Origin of the sequence: Paenarthrobacter sp. C1, from assembly GCF_049315185.1 — a bacterium.
GTDB lineage: Bacteria > Actinomycetota > Actinomycetes > Actinomycetales > Micrococcaceae > Arthrobacter > Arthrobacter nicotinovorans.
In genome coordinates, this window is sequence record NZ_CP186052.1 from 4,490,634 (window position 1) to 4,508,621 (window position 17,988).

Consider the following 17,988-nt stretch of genomic DNA (forward strand, 5'->3'; position numbering starts at 1 on the left):
CACTCTTGGGTGCACCTGATCAGCCGATGAAAGGGCAAAACGTATGCCGATGTGGTTGCAGGCCTTGCTCTGGGGAACGCTGGCCGGAGGCGCTTTGGTTCTCGGCGCGGGGATCGCGTGGATGTGGAAGGTGCCCGCCAAGGTCGTCTCCACAGTGATGGCCTTTGGCGCCGGTGTCTTGATCTCGGCACTGGCGTTCGAACTGGTAGACGAAGCCGTGCAAGGCGGCGGACTGCTGCCCACCGTACTGGGCTTCCTGCTGGGGGCACTGATCTTCGTGGGCTCCAATGTCCTCCTGTCACGGGCCGGGGCAAAACACCGCAAGCGCTCCGGCGGCGCCCAGCCCTCGGAAAAGGACTCTCCCGGAAGCGGCACGGCCATTGCCATAGGCGCCCTCATCGACGGCATCCCCGAATCGGTGGTCCTCGGGGTAGGACTCTTGGCAGGCGGAGCCATCAGCCCGGCCATGCTCGCCGCCGTTTTCATCTCGAACGTTCCGGAGGGACTCTCCAGCACGGCCGGAATGAAGAAATCAGGACGCAGCCCTGCCTACGTCTTTGGCACGTGGGTGGGCATCGCCGTGTTCAGCGGAATTGCGGCCCTTGTTGGCTTCACGGCCTTGGAAAACGCACCCGACTCGGTCATCGCCTTCATCACGGCCATTGCCGCCGGAGGGATCCTGGCCATGCTGGCCGACACCATGATTCCCGAGGCCTTCGAAGAGCACCACAACCTCACGGGCCTGACGGCCGCCGTCGGCTTCCTCAGCGCCTTCACCATCCATCACGTGGGAGGCTAGGGGCCCAGCAGTCCCAGCACAGGCAAGGCAACCGCCGTCGAAAGTGCCATGGCGGCAGTGTTGCCGATCACCGGATGGAAACCGGACGGCAGCCAACCGGAGATGGCGCGGGCGAGGGGCGGTGCCAGAACGGCGCCGAGTACCGCCCCGCCGACGATCCCCATCCAGGAACCTCCGGAGGCCAGGACGGCGGCGGGTGCAACAGACACCACGGATGCATACGTCGCCGCCCACCCTTCCTCCCGGTACCAGCGCCGCCACAGAACCACGCCGACAGCTGAAGTCAGGGCCTGGGCGAACAGGATCTTGGGCAGCAGGGCCGAACCATATGACGGCAAGCCGGGGTTCATCACGAAGGCCACGGAGACCCCCAGGATCATCCCCAGGCTGGCGGCTTCGTTGGCGAAAAAGTGCGTTTCACTGAAGTCCTTGAGCACCCGGCGTGCGGCCCGGTTAGCATCCTGTCGGAAGCTCTGCCCAACCCCCGACGCCGGGTGGTGGCTTGGCGTGGACGGGTTCGGCTTCCGCAGGACAAGCCACGGCAGGCGGCGTGCAATAGAGAATGTGAGGGCGGAACCGACCGCCATCGCCAGGACGCTTCCGACGACGGGCGGCAAGCCCAAGGGGGCAGCAACTGTCGGGATGAAGAGCAGAGCCAAGGGCGTCACGGTAGCTGCTCCGAGGACGGCTCCGGTGACGCATGTCCGCCATCCTGCACCGTAGAGCAGAACCATGGCGGGCGCGGCGCAGACGAAAGGCACGAACGTTGGCTGCCACCCGTCGTCGAGCATCCATCCGAACGCCAGGTTGGACAACAGCAGGCTCAACGACGCCGACGCCAGCACCCACGGCCAAAGCCCGCTACCGTAGGCAAGCGAGCCGGCCCAGGCCCTGCCGCCACGGGCAACGTGCCAGGCCAGGAATGCACCCGCCAGCAATCCCAGCGCCGCCAGATCCGCTTTGTAGAAAAGGGGCTCGGTCATGTCGCCGAGGAACCACCGCAGGCCGGAAACCGGGGAGTCGTTGGCATCACCGGCCCATCCTTCGAACGACGGGCCAACCCTGGGCGAAACCTCTCCCGCGACGTGCAGGAGGAGGGACAACAGCCCTACCGCAGCCGCCATGCCGAATGCGCCCAATGCCGTACCGGCGGCACTGGACCCCAGCGCCGGCTGGGGCGGCGCCGTGGTGGTGGACGTGGCAGCTGAAGAGTGCGTCATTGGTGACCTTGGCGTACGGAGTGTGGTGGCTCCGAGCAGCGTAGCGGAACTGATGATGCCGCCCGCAGTCGCTGTCGTACGGGGAAATTGTGACCGAAAAAGCCGCCCACAGACGCGAAAAGGCCCTGTCCTCCCGGCATTAACCGCGGGGACAGGGCCTTCGTGAAACGCTAGGCCTTCTTGCGGGTCAGCAGACCCCAGATGATCAGGACCAGCAGAGCACCGCCAATGGCGAGGAGCCAGGTGGAAATCGACCAGAACTCGTTGATACCGACGTTGAACAGCGCGCTGCCGATCCAACCGCCGAGGACGGCACCGACGATGCCGAGCAGCAGGGTGGCGATCCAGCCGCCGCCCTGGTGGCCGGGCTTAATGGCCTTGGCAATGGCGCCGGCGATCAAACCCAAAACAATCCAACCGATGAATCCCATTTTTCATTCTCTCTTTCGTGAAGAGGTCCTAGTCCGGCATAGGAACGTATGCCGCTATTGACCTGATTGTTGGCTACCGGCTGAGTCGTCGGAACATTCCGACGACTTGGCTGGCAGACGGCCTGCCGGCAGGGTCGGGGTCTGTCATGGCATGAAGCACCATGGACCAGCGCCGCCGGACCGTGCCGGGAATTCGGGGTTCTCCCAGAGTCCTGGCAACCATGGACTCGAGGGGAGGGCCAGGAAATGCCTTCGTTCCGGTCAAGCACTCAAGAGCAACGAGACCGAGCGAGTAGACATCGCTGGCGGCTGTGGAATTTTCGCCACGCACCTCTTCAGGACTGAGGTAATGCGGAGTGCCCGAGGACGAGCCCGGTGTGGCGGTCCCGCCGGTGAGGGCAATTCCAAAGTCGGTCAATTGTGCTAGCCCGGGGCCACCCGGGTCTGCTGCGAGGTTGACCAGGATGTTGCCGGGCTTGATGTCGTTGTGGACGATGCCCCTGCGGTGGATGTACGTCAAGGCACGCGCAATTCCACTCACCCACTCGGCCGTCTCGCGGGGCGAAGCCGGCTGATGATGAAGGAGGGTCCGCAGATCCATTCCCTCCACCAGCTCCATCACCAGGAAATTCCGGTTTTCTCCGCTTTCCTCATGCCCGGTAGTTCCGGAACCGAGGACCCGGACGATGTTCTTGTGCCGCAACCGGCCGTGGATGTCCACTTCCCGGCGGAAGGGGGCGTCGTTGGCGGCGTCGGAACACCTGAAAATCTTGACTGCCACAGCGTCGCCACTGTGGAGGTCGAATGCCTTTTGGACGTTGGCTTCCGAGCCGCCGCCCAAGGGTCCTGCGAGGCGGTACCGGCCGGCGATAACCCGGTCCCGGTGAACACTGTCTTGGGCCACGCTGTCCTGGCGCAGGCTGTCCTGGGACGTAAGGTCCCGGGGCACGCCGCATGCACTTGCGGCTCCGCGATCAGCGCGGACAGCCGCAACGTCGAGCGTGGTCACCCGAGGAGGGTTTCGATCTCGGCCGCAGGCACTCCGGCCACTTCGGCGAGGGCATGGGGGTTGACTCCGGCGTCAACAGCTTTTTTGAAGGCGAGCGCCAGGGTGTTCTGCGAGATCGCCAGTTCGTGCTGGAGACTCTGCCTACGAAGGGCAGCGATCCAGACGGAGCTCACGGGATCGAGGGCGTCGATGTCCATCCGGAATCCGCATCCGCAGGCCCACTCGGGCCAGATGGGCTCCACGGAGACCCACTTCATGGCGTCGTAGGCCGGGCCGGCGGAGATGGCCATGTGTGACCCGCAGTGCACGGGACCCATGGGAATTACCTGTTCCGTGAGAACTTCCACGGTATTTTCAGCCACTGGTGTGGAGCTTGGTTCACGCAGCGCGACTGTCATCGTTCTCTCCCACACATTCCCTAGTAAGTAGCTTGGCTATCTAGTTATATGTGTACTTATGAATTATGTCCAGTCAGGATGCGGTCACTCAGGGCTTTAGGAGGCCGCGATCCCGTCGATCGCCTTTCGCATGCGCCGAAGGAACTCGACCACCACAGCGGAGTCCTCGCTGCTCAGGGTTTCGGCCGCCTCCATCATCCGGGCGTGCATATCACCCAGGGTGCTGCGCACCTCCTGATCCGAGCCGGGGGTGGGGCGCAGGATGAGCGCACGCCGGTCAGTCGGATGCGGCTCCCTCGTGACATAGCCGGACCTCACGAGCCGATCGACCAGGGACGTCATGGAAGCCGACGTCACGCCCAGGCGGACAGCCAACTCCTTGGGCCCGACCTCACGGCCTGCGCGTTCGGCTTCAAGCAAGTACCGCAAGGCAAGAAGATCGGTTTCGCCCATCCCCATGGAAGCGCGGGTACGTCGGCGCATATCCGCTTCGGCGGCACGGTAGTCCCTGAGTGCATTCAGGACATCCACGGCGCCCATCTGCTTGCGGCTCTCCAGCCCGTACCAATAGCCCTGACGTTCACTTTTGTCGCTCATCACCAGTCCTTTGGTAGACATGTATCTCGCTTGTCTAACCAATCGATACTAGGCGATTTGCCGCTCCTTTGCTGACCAGGCGGTCAGGACGGCACGTTCAGGCTGCCCGCCGAAGCGTCCGCACGCGCCGCCAGAGAGCTGGAGCCACCACGACGGCAACGCCGACGGCGGCACCAATGACCGTCTCGACGATGCGGTCCCGAAGCAGCAAACCAGGATCGACAGGCGCTGCAAGAAGCGTTGCGATCAACGCGAGCGGCGTCACGAAAACCTGCGCCACCAGGTACTGCCGGGCGATAAACATCTCAGCACCGAACTGGCACGCAGCGATCACCAGGACCATCGCCCACGGTGCGGGGTTGAGCCACAGAATGCCCGCCAGCAGCACCAGGCCCAGCACTGTTCCGGCGATTCTTTGGATGCCTCGACTGACCCTGTGGCGCGTTGAATGCCCGACGAGGGGAACAACCGCCGCCACCATCGCCCAGTAGGTGTGCCCGAAGCCAAGCCGCTCCCCCACCAACGTGGCGATGGTTCCCGCCAGGCCGGCAGCGACCAGGTAGCCGCCACCCTCCAGCCAGATCGCCCGGCGCTCAGCCGGGGTGTGCCGGATGCGCGGAGGGCGTTTCCACGGCGTTCTGTGGCTTTTGAGCACACGAGCCGACATGCCGATCAAGAGGCAGAAAACCGTGGTCCCGACAGCCACCAGGAGGGCTTCCCACAGGGGCGGTTGGGCTGCGATCGACGCAATGGCAGCAAAAGCAAAAATATGAAACAAGGAGCCGCCGGGCCGCAGCCGCCACGCAGCAACCACCACCGAGCAAACGCCGGCCACGACCGTAGTGGCAGCGGTCAAAAGCCAGGAATATTCAGCACCCTCAATGCCTAAGGCATGGGCGAAACGGGCTAGCAATGTGGCCAGGAGAATGATGAAAAGCATGAAGCCGCCGGCGCGCAACTGGCTCCTGAAACGGACGCTATGGGGTTCGTTGCGTCCGTAGATCCCCGTGAAGGCTCCAAACGAAGCAAACACCGCCAGATCCAGCCGGCCTATCAACGTCAACGTGATCAGCGGAACGAACACACCAACTGCGCAGCGGAGGGCGGGATGGTGGTCCTTGTTGCCAGGACCCATCGTGAACATTTCCGCTACAGCCTTCAAGGGGCGGCTCGCCTTTCGTCGCAGGATCAAACGTACGACGGCGGCACTGGCGTCCGCTCTCAAGGTTACGCTCCGGTTGCTGGGCTACTGCGGGATCTGGACCGGATAGTGGTGGTCATCACGAAGTTGGCGACTTGGAAGGGGGAGTGTGTTCGGGACGGCCCGGGTCTAGAAACCGCCCGGGGCTGCATTCGTAAATGTCACCGGGTTGAGGGGGTTACCTGCAATGTCCGTGAGGGTCGGCGAGGCGGTGAGAGTTGCGGCGGCCGCTGCTACTGATGTGTTGGCTGTGCCCGATGCCCCGCCCAGGGTGATGGTAAGCGTCTTGGCCCCGGTGCCCGGGTTCCAGGTCAGGGACGACGCGTTGCTGCCGTTGCCTCCGAAGCTCATGGCCGACCCCGCGTAGGTACCGGTCATCGCCAGGCTGCCGAGATTCACGGTGCAGGCGGAACTGGTGACCGTCAGGACGTTCCCGGCGCTCACATTGACCGTCACCACTCCGTTGCCGCCGAGGGTCTGTGTGGCAGTGTTGCTTGTCCACGTGTTGCAGATGGTGCTGGCCTTCAGTGACTCCGAGAAAGTGACGATGACGGTATCGCCCTTGTCGATCTTGCCAGCGACACCACCGTTGCCAAGCTGTACATTCGTCACCGTCGGAGCCGTTGCATCCTTGGATGAGGTCGCTGTTCCTGCGGCACTGGTGTTCCCGGCCGCATCCGTAGCCTTGGCGGAGTAGCTGATGGTGCCGTCCGTGAAGTTCCGGACATCAACGGGCAAGGCTGTCCAATTCCCGGCGCTGTCGACAACCATCGACTGGGTTACCGGTTGCGCACCCGCACCTGTCACAGTGAGGACGAGCGATGAGTTGGCTTCCGCCGTGCCGCTGACCGGCACCTTGTCTGCGAGGGCTGCGTTGACCACTGCCGGTGCGTTCACAACCGGCGCGTTGGGCGCTGTGGTATCCGTGACCGGAGTGGTACCGCTGCTGCGGATGCTTTCGGTGCCCTGCCAAAGGGACAACAAGGGCGTCACGGTGTAGTACCAGGTTCCTGCCGGGACGTTGGCCTCGGCACACGAAAGGCCCGCAACCGGGCCTTGGCAGGTGCCGGTTGCGGCCACGCGCGTGCCGCCGGCGGCCGAGCTGTAGCGGGCGATGCTGTAGCCGGTCACGGGCCGGCCCCCCGCCGTCGTACTGGCTGCCCAGTTGACCGTAACGGTGGTACCGGACACGCTGGTGCCCGGCTTGGCGCCCTGGGCTACGGAATCGGCCTTCGCGGCTCCGAAACCGCTGCTGACGGAACCCCAGAACGCGCTGGCAGCGGGCCCTGCGCAGGAAAGAAGGAGAATGCCCAACGCAATAACCATGATGCGGTTCCATCGCCCCATGCTAATGCTCGATACCTGACGGTCCTGGCTCACTTCCGTACCTCCAGCGTCACGGGGATGGCGAATTGGGCGCCCTGGCAGGCGGAGACTGAGGTGGCTCCCATGCTGGCTGCCCCTTGCAGCGTCACCAGGATGGAGGTGTTCGCGGCGATGGTGATCGGCGGGTTGAGTGGTGCGGCGGGAGGTGTGAAAGTCACTCCGGTGGTTGTGCACCCGTTATGGGAAGTGTCCGCGGAAATGGGTCCGTTGGCGGCGATTCCGTAAATGGTGACGGGGTGAGGGTTGGGGTTCGTGGCCCGGAGGAGGACGTCGGCCGTTCCCCCGGGAACCAGGCTGCTTTGCAGGGTGTCGCCCGGGACGAGTGCGTCCACCGTGACGTTCTGCATGGTTCCGTTTACCGATGATCCGTTCCCGAGGCCTGTGGCGCTCCAGTACGCGTAGGCCGATCCCGCTCCGCCGAGCACACACAGGGCGACAGTGGCTGCCGCGGTTCTTGCCAGCCGGCCTGGGACGGGGGTGCGGGGTGTCCGGGCTGTGGTCTTCATGTCAGTTGCCTTGTCCCGTGCCGGAGTACGTGAGCTGGAGGGTGGCGCCTTTGCAGCCGTCCTGGAGTTGGGCCGTGTCGTGCATCGTGATCCGGGGCCAGGCCGACTCCGGGACGCCCAGCGCCGACAATGCCCGGACGCCGGGCTCCACGGTCAACGGATACGCGCCGGAGTATTGGGTGAGTTTGTAGTCAGCGGCGGTGCAGGGGAGGTTCTTCGCAATGGCCGCCGGAGTCCGGACCACCTGGGTGATGGATACGGAAAGGTTGGTCACGGAGATGCTCTTGTTGCCGGGATTGGAGATCTGCAGTTCCAACGACCGTGAGACACCCGGTGCGAGCAAGCCATTCACGGAACCGGATACGCCGAACGACCGCTTGACTTCGAGGACCTGCAACTGGCCCGGAGCCGCGTTCGACACGATGGTCCCGCTGCCCGCCTTGACCGAGAAATCGGTCTTCGCCGCCGCTGTTGTGGTGGCGGTTCCAACCGTCAAGGTCGTCTGGACGGTGCCGCCGGCAGTGAGGTTAACCGACGACGGCGTGAAGCTGGCACTTGCGCCAGCCGGCAGCCCGCTGGTCGTGAAGGTCAACTGTCCCGCAAAGCCCCCGGTCGACGTCGCCGACACGGTGAAGGTGGTGGACTGGCCCTGGTCAACCGTGCGGCTCGACGGGGACAACACCACCGTGATTCCCACCGGCGCCTTCGCAGCGTTCCCTTGCCCGTTGCTCGCAGCAAGGACCGCGGTTGGCAGGATGGCCACCAATACGGCCAGCAGAATCGCAGGCAGGACCCCACTCCTGAGGAACGGTGCGATGCGCTCTGGGCGGTGGTCCATGGAAGCTCTTTTCGGACGTCGGCTTGGGTGCGGTGGTGGAGGGGCCGAAACGGCTGAGCCGGAGCCCGCCTAACTGGCGGGCCCCGGCGTCGAGGTCTTACAGGCTGCCGACGTTGACCGTCACGATGGCCGCCTTGCAGGCATCCTGGTTGACGGTGGTGCTGTCGTTGAACTTCAGCGTTCCGGAGCCAACGGACGTGCCGGTGCTGTTGGCTGCCACCGGGCTGTTCGAGGTGACTGCGGTGACTTCGAACCAAGCCGGCAGGCAGCCGGCCACATTGGTGGTCACGTTCGCGCTCAACGCTCCGACCACCGTGCCGGACGTGGTGGAGTTGTCGGCCGTGTAGCTCACCGGGACGGAATTGCCCGGAGCAAGGCCACCGGCGAAGGTGGCGTGGAGGGTGACGGTTCCGCCACCTGAAGAGTTGGTGGCATTGCCACTGCCGGAACCAGTGGTGGTCCAGTAGGCGTAGGCGGCACCGCCGCCGACTGCTACCAGTGCGACGCCCGCAACAGCGGCGGTGATCCGGCTCTTCTTGGAAAGCTTGCGCATGATGTGACTCCTTGGTTGATCTGGTCCGGGGAGCCGCAGCGCAACCCCCAGCATCCGGCCTTTGCTGGCGGATGAAGCGATGCAGCCAATGCTTCATCCGCGGCCAGTCGTGTGGCTAGGATTCCGGCTACCCCATTTTTTCTTCGAACAAAGGCTGGGAAATACCCGCATGCGTGACGCAAGTACTCGCGTTCTCCGCCCGGACTACTTGGCGGGCGGGTCGTCATTCCAGCCCTGTCAGGGCCCGAAGTACTCGCCTTCTCCCACACTGTCCAAGGAATGGACACTTCCCTGGCGGCGGCCGAAGACGGCGCTACGACGTTGATGCGGCAATCTTGTGCCCATCTTGAGCAAAAAATGCGCTGGTGTTCGAAGCTTCCGAAGTGCCCCTTTAACCCCCGACGGCGGCCAGGTCACCTTCAGAAGGTGGCCCGACCGCCGTCGTGCGTCTGTTTTGGGGCTAGCCGTGGGCGGCGAGGATGGTGGAGGCTTCCTGGCGGGTGGTGCCGGAGGACTCGATGTGTGCCAGGGCTTCGGGGATTTCCCAGCCCTTCTTCCGCATCGCGGTGGCCCACAAGCGGCCGGCCCGGTATGAGGACCGCACCAACGGCCCGGACATGACACCGAGGAAGCCGATTTCTTCGGCTTCGTGCTGGAGGTCCACGAATTCCTGCGGCTTGACCCACCGGTCCACCGGCAAGTGCCGTTCGGACGGGCGAAGGTACTGGGTGATGGTGATCAGGTCGCAACCGGCCTGGTGCAGGTCGCGCAGGGCTTCGGAGATTTCCTCCCGGGTCTCGCCCATGCCCAGGATCAGGTTCGACTTGGTCACCATGCCCAGATCCCGGCCCTGGGTGATGACATCGAGGGACCTCTCGTACCGGAACGCCGGGCGGATCCGCTTGAAAATCCTCGGCACGGTCTCGACGTTGTGGGCGAACACCTCGGGCTTGGAATCACAGATCGCCGCGATGTGCTCGGGCTTGCCGGAGAAGTCCGGGATCAGCAACTCCACCCCGGTGCCCGGGTTCAGTTCATGGATCTTCCGGACTGTTTCGGCGTACAACCAGACACCCTCATCGGCCAGGTCATCACGGGCCACCCCGGTCACGGTGGCGTAGCGCAACTGCATCGCCTGGACACTCCGGGCCACCTTGGTGGGTTCGAACATGTCCACCGGGGAGGGCTTGCCGGTGTCGATCTGGCAGAAATCACAGCGCCGGGTGCACTCGGACCCGCCGATCAGGAACGTCGCTTCCTTGTCTTCCCAACACTCGAAAATGTTCGGGCAGCCGGCCTCTTCACAGACCGTGTGCAGGCCTTCCTTCTTCACCAGGTTCTTGAGCTGGACAAACTCAGGCCCCATCTGGACCTTGGCCTTGATCCACTCAGGCTTACGTTCAACCGGAACCGCAGAATTACGCTGCTCAACGCGCAGCAACTTACGGCCTTCAGGTGCGAGTGTCATGGGGTTCCTTTACGTTGATCTTCAGCATTCGACGACGTTGACGGCGAGGCCGCCCATCGCGGTTTCCTTGTACTTATCGGACATGTCCTTGCCCGTCTCACGCATCGTCACGATCACCTCGTCCAGGGAAACCCGGTGCGTCCCGTCCCCCCACAACGCCATCTTCGCCGCGTTGATCGCCTTCGCCGCCGCGATCGCGTTCCGCTCAATACACGGAATCTGAACCAACCCCCCGATCGGATCACACGTCAACCCCAGATTATGCTCCATCGCGATCTCCGCAGCGTTCTCCACCTGACCCGGAGAACCACCCATCACCTCAGCCAACCCCGCAGCAGCCATCGACGACGCCGAACCAACCTCCCCCTGACACCCCACCTCAGCACCCGAAATCGACGCCTGCTCCTTATACAACACACCCACCGCACCAGCAGCGAGCAAGAACTTCACCACCACATCATCCCTGTCCTGCTGACTGGCCTGATCCATGCCCGGAGCGTAATTCAACGCGTAATACAACACCGCCGGAATAATCCCCGCAGCCCCATTGGTCGGCGCCGTCACCACCCGACCACCAGAAGCGTTCTCCTCATTGACCGCCAAAGCAACCAGGTTCACCCACTCCTGCCAATACTTCGGATCATTCCGGTCCTTGTCCTCCTTCAACAACCGCTCCAACCAATCAGGAGCACGACGCCGGACCCGCAACCCCCCAGGCAACACACCCTCACGCTTCAAACTGGTTTCAACACAGGCCTCCATCACCGACCAGATATGCAAAAGACCCTCCCGGATCTCCTCCTCAGACCGCGACGCCCGCTCATTGATGAACATGATGTCCGAAATCCCCAACCCCTTGGACGCACACCTGCCCAACAACTCCGCCGCCGTCCTGAACGGCAACGGCAACTCCTTCTTCGACTCCTCCAACTCCTGCCGCGCAGCGTCCTCCTCACCCTCACGGACAATGAACCCACCACCAACCGAAAAGAACGTCGCCTCATGCACAGTGTTTCCCTCAGCATCAGCCACGGCGAACTTCATCCCGTTCGTATGCCGCGGCAACACCGTCAACGGATGCAACACCATATCCTCCACCGCATACGGCAAGGGGACTTCACCGGCGAGGTTGAGCTTGCCTGTCTCAGCGATCGAGGCCAGCCGCTCCTCCACCTCGTCCGGCAGGATCTCCTCGGGCTCGTAACCTTCCAGGCCCAGCAAGGTAGCCGTGAAGGTGCCATGCCCCTTGCCCGTGGCAGCCAAGGAGCCATAAAGATCAACACGGAGCCCGGCCACGGCAGGAAGCAAACCGGACTCACGCAGCTCACGGGCAAACACCGCCCCGGCCCGCATCGGCCCCACCGTGTGGGAACTCGACGGACCAATGCCCACAGAGAACAGATCGAATACACCAACAGCCATAGCCGGGATCCCTTTCAGGGAAGAGTGAAACAAGATAAAGAATGTGGGGGCCGGGCCAATCCCGAGCCAAGGCGGCCCGGCCCCCGGAGGTCCCAGTGCGGACCTCCAACCCGGTCTTTATGTGGGCGCCCGTTCCCAAGCGACCGCCCACCCGGGAGATCAATGTGCCTACGCCGTGGAGCGCCTCGTCGGAAACGGGGGTTCGCTGCGAAACATGCCGTTCGCACGGCACATTCCGCAGCGAGCCTACGAATCGGACGGCACAACCGAGTGGCTACCCGAGGTTCGCAACTCCCGGGTACAGCGGGTGCGCGGCAGCGAGTGCCTCAACGCGGTGACGCAACCCGGTAAGGTCCGCATCGGCGTCGGCAATCAGTGCCTCGGCGATGATGTCAGCGACCTCACGGAAGGCCGCTTCCCCGAAGCCGCGCGTTGCCAGCGCAGGGGTGCCGATCCGCAGGCCTGAGGTGACCATGGGCGGGCGCGGGTCGAACGGGACTGCGTTGCGGTTGACGGTGATGTCGATCGCGGCGAGACGGTCCTCGGCCTGCTGCCCGTCGAGTTCGCAGTTGCGCAGATCCACGAGGACCAGGTGCACGTCTGTTCCACCGGAAACCACGGAGATTCCCTTGGCAGCGACGTCGGGCTGGACCAGGCGTTCGGCCAGGATGCGGGAACCGGCCAGGACGCGTTCCTGGCGCTCACGGAACTCCTCCGAAGCGGCAATCTTGAACGCGACAGCCTTGCCCGCGATCACGTGCTCCAGCGGTCCGCCCTGCTGGCCCGGGAACACGGCCGAGTTGATCTTCTTGGCGATGTCGGCGTCGTTGGACAGGATGATTCCGCCGCGCGGACCGGCGAGGGTCTTGTGCGTGGTGGAGGTGGTGACGTGGGCGTGCGGGACCGGCGAAGGGTGCAGGCCGGCAGCCACCAGGCCGGCGAAGTGGGCCATGTCCACCATCAGGTAGGCGCCCACGGAGTCAGCGATCCGGCGGAACTCAGCGAAGTCCAGCTGCCGCGCATACGCGGACCAGCCGGCCACGATCAGTGCCGGTTTGTGCTCCTGGGCCAGGCGCTCCACCTCAGCCATGTCCACAGTGTGGGTGTCCTCGCGAACCCCGTACGGGACCACGTTGTAGAGCTTGCCAGAGAAGTTGATCCGCATGCCGTGCGTCAGGTGGCCACCGTGGGCGAGATTCAGGCCCATGATGGTGTCGCCCGGCTTGATCAGCGCGTGCATCACGGAAGCGTTCGCCTGTGCGCCGGAGTGCGGCTGCACGTTCGCGTACTCGGCTCCGAACAATGCCTTGATGCGGTCAATGGCCAGCTGCTCAATGACGTCAACGTGTTCGCAGCCGCCGTAGTAGCGCTTGCCCGGGTAGCCCTCGGCGTACTTGTTGGTCAGCACTGAGCCCTGCGCCTGCATGACAGCCACGGCAGTGTGGTTCTCGGATGCGATCATTTCCAGGCCGTCGCGCTGGCGGCCCAGTTCGTCGTCGATCTTCGCGGCGATCTCGGGGTCCAGCTCGGAGAGCTGCGCGTCCAACGACGCCGACACAACCTGCTCGAATTCGGTCACGGCTGCCGGGTTCACAGTTCGCCTCCGTTGGCTGCTGCGTACTCTTCGGCCGACATGAGCGGACCTTCTTCGGTGGCGGCGACCTTGAACAGCCAGCCCTGGCCGTAGGGGTCGTTGTTGATCAGCGCGGGATCTCCGACAACGGCGTCGTTGATCTCGGTCACCTCACCCGTCACAGGCGAGTACAGATCCGATACCGACTTGGTGGACTCCACCTCGCCGCAGGTCTCCCCCGCGGTCACTGTGGAACCAACCTCGGGAAGGTCCACGTACACGATGTCGCCCAGGGCGTCAGCGGCGACGGCGGAGATCCCGATCCCCACCGGCCCGTCGCCGTCAGCGGCAACCCACTCGTGCTCGGCCGAGTACTTCAGTTCAGTTACTACCTTGCTCATTCCAATTCCTTCTCTCTCTTCGAGTTTTTGTACAGTTGATGCCCTCAAAAGGGCCTCATAGGGGCGTTATGTGTACAAAAGCTCTTATTTTTGGCGCTTGTAGAACGGCAGCGGCACCACTTCGAAAGGCTCCGCTTTGCCGCGCAGGTCAACGTCCACGATGGTGCCAACCGCTGAATGTTCGACGTCGACATAGGCCAACGCCACCGGGTAACCGAGCGTCGGGCTTGGCTGGCCCGAGGTCACCTCACCGATCAGGGAACCGTCCTTGAGAACGGAGTAGTGCGCACGGGCGGCACGACGGCCGGTGCCCTTGAGGCCCACGAGCTTCTGGCCGATGGTGGATCCCACACCGGCAGCCTTGATCGCGGCGAGTGCTTCCTTGCCAACAAAGTCGCTTTCCTTGGCCAGGGAAACTACCGGGCCAAGACCTGCGGCGTAGGCGTTCACGTGGCGGGAGAGTTCGTTGCCGTAGAGGGGCATTCCGGCTTCGAGGCGCAAGGAGTCGCGGGCGGCAAGGCCGGCGGGGATGAGTCCGTGGCCTTCGCCTGCTTCCAGGAGCGCTTCCCACAGACCGGGGGCATCAACGTTCGGGATGTAGATCTCGAAGCCATCTTCCCCGGTGTAACCCGTGCGGGCCAACAGCAGGTCCTGGGTGCCGCCGTCGAACGTGATGGAAACCTCCACCGCCGCGTAGTACTTCAGTTCCGTCACCAAGGAGCGCTGCTCGGCGGGTACCAGTTTCAGCAGGATCGCCTCGGCGTTTGGGCCCTGCACGGCAATCAGGGACGTCTCGGCGGAGGCGTCGTCAACCAGCACGTCGAAGCCGGCTGACCGCTCCTTCAGTGCCGCCGCAACCACCTTGGCGTTGCCCGCATTGGGGACCACCAGGAAGTTATCGTCAGCGCGACGGTACGTGATGAGGTCGTCGATGATGCCGCCGTCGGCGTTGCAAATCAGCGAGTACTTGGCCTTGCCCACCGCAATCGCGGACAGCTTGCCCGCCAGGGCGTAGTCCAGGAACGCTGCGGCGTCGGGGCCGGTGACCCAGACTTCGCCCATATGGGAGAGGTCGAACAGGCCGGCGGCGTTGCGGACCGCGTGGTGCTCGGCGAGTTCGGACTCGTACTTGAGGGGCATCTGCCAGCCGCCGAAATCCGTGAAGGAAGCGCCGGCTTTTTTGTGCTGCTCATACAGGGCTGTGTAGTTCTCAGTCATCTCAGGAGTCCTTAGTTTTCGAAGTCCGTAAGGGGCGGGCAGGAGCACACCAGGTTGCGGTCGCCCGCGGCACCGTCAATGCGGCCAACCGGCGGGAAGTACTTGTCCTGCTTGAGGTGGTGGACCGGGAACGCGGCCTGCTCACGCGGGTAGTCGCGGGCCCAATCGGAACTGACGACGGCGGCGGCCGTGTGCGGCGCGTTGCGCAGCGGCGACTTCTCAACAGTGAAATCACCGGTGGCCACCTGCTCGATTTCGGCACGGATGGTGATCATGGCTTCGATGAAGCGGTCGATCTCGGCCAGGTCCTCGGACTCGGTGGGCTCCACCATCAGTGTGCCCGCAACCGGGAAGGCCAGGGTGGGGGCGTGGAAGCCGAAGTCGATGAGGCGCTTGGCCACATCCTCGGCCGTGACGCCGGTCTTCGCGGTCAGTTCACGCAGGTCCAGGATGCACTCGTGGGCCACAAGTCCGCCTTCACCTGTGTAGAGCACCGGGAAGTGCTCATCCAACCTGGAGGCAACATAGTTCGCAGCCAGCAGCGCGGACTTGGTGGCCTCGGTCAGACCCTGGCCGCCCATGAGCTTCACGTACGCCCAGGAGATCGGAAGAACCCCGGCGGAACCATAACGGGAGGCCGAGATCGCGACGCCGCCTTCGGCAGAATCACTGTTCGCGTCACCGGGCATGAACGGCGCCAGGTGCGCCTTGGCTGCGACCGGGCCAACGCCCGGACCACCACCGCCGTGCGGGATGCAGAAGGTCTTGTGCAGGTTCAGGTGCGAGACATCGCCACCGAACTTGCCCGGCTGGGCCAAGCCAACCAGCGCGTTGAGGTTGGCGCCGTCAACGTACACCTGGCCACCGGCTGCGTGGACCGCATCGCAGACTTCGCGGACGTCGGCGTCGTACACACCGTGCGTGGACGGGTACGTGATCATGATGCAGGAGAGCGCGTCCTTGTTGGCCTCGATCTTGGCCTTCAGGTCGTCGTGGTCGATCGTGCCATCGGATGCCGCCGCCACGACGACAACCTTCATTCCGGCCAGCACCGCGGAGGCAGCGTTCGTGCCGTGGGCCGAGGCCGGGATGAGGCACACGTTGCGCTGCTCATCGCCGCGGGACAGGTGGTAGCCGCGGATCGCCAGGAGCCCGGCAAGCTCACCCTGGGAGCCGGCGTTCGGCTGGATGGAGACCTGGTCGTAGCCGGTGATCTCGGTGAGGTCGGCTTCCAGGTCTTCGATCAGTTCGCGCCAACCGGCCGTCTGGTGGTCCGGAGCGAACGGGTGGATCGAGGCGAACTCCGGCCAGGAAATGGCTTCCATTTCGGCAGTGGCGTTGAGCTTCATGGTGCACGAGCCCAGCGGGATCATGGTGCGGTCCAGCGCGAGGTCCCGATCGGACAGCTTGCGGATATAGCGCAACAGCTGCGTCTCTGAACGATGCGTGTTGAACACCGGGTGCTGTAGGAAATCAGAGGTGCGGACTACGGATTCGGGCAGTTCGAACCCGGAGGCGTCCCCCACCGGACCGGCACCAAAGGCGACGGCTACCGCGGAGAGGACTTCCGGCGTCGTGGTTTCATCAACCGAAACCCCAACGGTGTCGGCGTCGATGATCCGCAGGTTGATGCCGCGGGCTTCGGCGGCGGCGATGACCTTGTCTGCCTTGCCGGGGACGCGGACGGTGAGGGTGTCGAAGAAGGAATCTGAGACGAGCTCGCGGCCAGCCTTCACAAGTGTGGTGGCGAGGGTGCGGGCGTGGCCGTGGACGGTTTCGGCGATAGCCTTCAGGCCTTCAGGGCCGTGGTAGACCGCGTACATGGAGGCCACGATGGCGAGCAAGGCCTGTGCCGTGCAGATGTTGGACGTGGCCTTTTCGCGGCGGATGTGCTGCTCGCGGGTCTGCAACGCCAAGCGGTAGGCGGGGACGCCGGCGTTGTCCTTGGAGACGCCGACGATACGGCCCGGGAGCGTCCGCTCCATGCCTTCACGCACGGCCATGTAGGCCGCGTGCGGGCCGCCGAAGAACAGCGGAACACCGAAGCGCTGAGCAGTTCCGACGGCGACGTCGGCACCTTGTTCGCCCGGGGGCGTGATGAGGGTGAGCGCCAGCAAATCCGCGGCCACGGTGACCAGTGCGCCACGTTCCTTCGCATCGGAAATGACGGCGGAGTGGTCGAAAACCCGGCCTGAAGCACCAGGCTGCTGGAGCACGACGCCGTTGATGTCGCCGTCGGGCAGACCGGCGGAGAGGTCCGCGACCTCCACCTCGAAGCCCAGCGCCTCAGCACGGCCCTTCACGATGGCGATGGTCTGCGGAAGGAGGTCGGCGTCCAAAACAGTCTTGCCATCCTTGGCCGTCTTGTTCTTGTTGGCCCGGCGCATCAGCAGCACGGCCTCGGCCACGGCGGTGGCTTCATCCAGCAGGGAAGCGTTCGCCACGGGAAGGCCGGTGAGATCCTGCACCATGGTCTGGAAGTTGAGGAGCGCTTCGAGGCGGCCCTGGGAAATTTCCGGCTGGTACGGCGTGTAGGCCGTGTACCACGCGGGAGCTTCCAGGATGTTGCGGCGGATGACCGGGGGCGTGACGGTGTCGTAGTAGCCCTGGCCGATCATCTGGACCGCGGTCTTGTTCTTGGATGCGAGCTTCCGCAGTTCGGCGAGGACCTGCACCTCGGTGAGGGCATCCTGCAGTTTCAGGGCCGTGTCCTGGCGGATGGAATCGGGGACGGCTACGTCCACCAGGCCGTCGACAGAGTCGTAGCCGATGGCCTTGAGCATGGTGTCAACGTCGGCCTGGCGCCGGGCGCCGATGTGCCGGTCCGCGAAAGCGGTGGGGGTTGATTGAACAGTCAAGAGGAACTCCATGATTCAGGCGCCCACTGAGCGCCACGATGATGTGGGTTCCTCCCCGCTCTGTATTGGACCTGAGAGATTCCGCAGGAATGGTTGCCTGCTTGCACCGT

Annotated in this window: 17 protein-coding genes; 1 reads left to right on the forward strand and 16 read right to left on the reverse strand. The window is 64.2% G+C overall.

Annotated features, from left to right (window positions below):
• Positions 1-43 precede the first annotated feature (43 nt).
• Positions 44-799 (forward strand): ZIP family metal transporter, encoded by a 756-nt coding sequence (locus ACNAOU_RS21035; protein ID WP_039243375.1) that lies wholly within the window; start codon positions 44-46, stop codon positions 797-799.
• On the opposite strand, the gene ACNAOU_RS21040 is transcribed toward ACNAOU_RS21035, so the two are convergent.
• The 16 genes from ACNAOU_RS21040 to gcvP form a co-directional block, all read right to left on the reverse strand.
• Positions 796-2,019, reverse strand: a complete 1,224-nt coding sequence (locus tag ACNAOU_RS21040; RefSeq protein ID WP_422757676.1) for a hypothetical protein — start codon at positions 2,017-2,019, stop codon at positions 796-798. The genes ACNAOU_RS21035 and ACNAOU_RS21040 overlap by 4 nt on opposite strands.
• Positions 2,020-2,189: 170 nt before the next feature.
• Positions 2,190-2,450: a GlsB/YeaQ/YmgE family stress response membrane protein gene (locus tag ACNAOU_RS21045; protein WP_018779325.1), complete on the reverse strand. Its 261-nt coding sequence runs from the start codon at positions 2,448-2,450 to the stop codon at positions 2,190-2,192.
• A 73-nt stretch (positions 2,451-2,523) separates the two neighbouring features.
• Positions 2,524-3,459, reverse strand: a complete 936-nt coding sequence (locus tag ACNAOU_RS21050; RefSeq protein WP_210078152.1) for a serine/threonine-protein kinase — start codon at positions 3,457-3,459, stop codon at positions 2,524-2,526.
• Positions 3,456-3,821 carry a hypothetical protein gene (locus tag ACNAOU_RS21055; protein ID WP_229778682.1) on the reverse strand — a complete coding sequence of 122 codons (366 nt, stop codon included), beginning with the start codon at positions 3,819-3,821 and terminating at the stop codon, positions 3,456-3,458. The genes ACNAOU_RS21050 and ACNAOU_RS21055 overlap by 4 nt, the downstream gene beginning before the upstream one ends.
• 132 nt (positions 3,822-3,953) lie before the next feature.
• On the reverse strand, positions 3,954-4,475 hold the full coding sequence (locus ACNAOU_RS21060; RefSeq protein WP_035734163.1) for a MarR family winged helix-turn-helix transcriptional regulator: 522 nt from the start codon (positions 4,473-4,475) through the stop codon (positions 3,954-3,956).
• Between the two features lie 76 nt (positions 4,476-4,551).
• Entirely contained in the window at positions 4,552-5,616 is a 1,065-nt protein-coding gene (locus tag ACNAOU_RS21065) for an FUSC family protein (RefSeq protein WP_064723910.1), read from the reverse strand.
• Between the two features lie 168 nt (positions 5,617-5,784).
• A complete protein-coding gene (locus ACNAOU_RS21070) occupies positions 5,785-6,981 on the reverse strand; it encodes a hypothetical protein (RefSeq protein ID WP_422757677.1) in 1,197 nt (398 codons plus the stop codon).
• Positions 6,982-7,031: 50 nt separating this feature from the next.
• The gene (locus ACNAOU_RS21075; protein WP_422757678.1) at positions 7,032-7,547 is read right to left on the reverse strand and encodes a hypothetical protein; all 516 of its coding nucleotides are present in this window, start codon (positions 7,545-7,547) and stop codon (positions 7,032-7,034) included.
• 1 nt (position 7,548) lies between these two features.
• On the reverse strand, positions 7,549-8,385 hold the full coding sequence (locus ACNAOU_RS21080; protein ID WP_422757679.1) for a hypothetical protein: 837 nt from the start codon (positions 8,383-8,385) through the stop codon (positions 7,549-7,551).
• 97 nt (positions 8,386-8,482) lie between these two features.
• Complete coding sequence (locus ACNAOU_RS21085) at positions 8,483-8,938, reverse strand: hypothetical protein (protein ID WP_018779333.1); 456 nt, start codon at positions 8,936-8,938, stop codon at positions 8,483-8,485.
• A gap of 460 nt (positions 8,939-9,398) precedes the next feature.
• On the reverse strand, positions 9,399-10,406 hold the full coding sequence (gene lipA, locus ACNAOU_RS21090) for a lipoyl synthase (RefSeq protein WP_064722886.1): 1,008 nt from the start codon (positions 10,404-10,406) through the stop codon (positions 9,399-9,401).
• 21 nt (positions 10,407-10,427) lie between these two features.
• Positions 10,428-11,828, reverse strand: coding sequence for an L-serine ammonia-lyase (locus ACNAOU_RS21095; protein WP_422757680.1), 1,401 nt, complete (start codon positions 11,826-11,828; stop codon positions 10,428-10,430).
• A gap of 274 nt (positions 11,829-12,102) precedes the next feature.
• Positions 12,103-13,422, reverse strand: coding sequence for a serine hydroxymethyltransferase (gene glyA, locus ACNAOU_RS21100; RefSeq protein ID WP_018780327.1), 1,320 nt, complete (start codon positions 13,420-13,422; stop codon positions 12,103-12,105).
• The gene (gene gcvH, locus ACNAOU_RS21105) at positions 13,419-13,802 is read right to left on the reverse strand and encodes a glycine cleavage system protein GcvH (protein WP_064723819.1); all 384 of its coding nucleotides are present in this window, start codon (positions 13,800-13,802) and stop codon (positions 13,419-13,421) included. Before gcvH ends, glyA begins: the two co-directional genes overlap by 4 nt.
• 84 nt (positions 13,803-13,886) lie before the next feature.
• The gene (gcvT, locus tag ACNAOU_RS21110) at positions 13,887-15,020 is read right to left on the reverse strand and encodes a glycine cleavage system aminomethyltransferase GcvT (RefSeq protein ID WP_189076556.1); all 1,134 of its coding nucleotides are present in this window, start codon (positions 15,018-15,020) and stop codon (positions 13,887-13,889) included.
• An 11-nt stretch (positions 15,021-15,031) separates the two neighbouring features.
• A complete protein-coding gene (gene gcvP, locus ACNAOU_RS21115) occupies positions 15,032-17,878 on the reverse strand; it encodes an aminomethyl-transferring glycine dehydrogenase (RefSeq protein WP_422757681.1) in 2,847 nt (948 codons plus the stop codon).
• Positions 17,879-17,988: the final 110 nt, after the last annotated feature.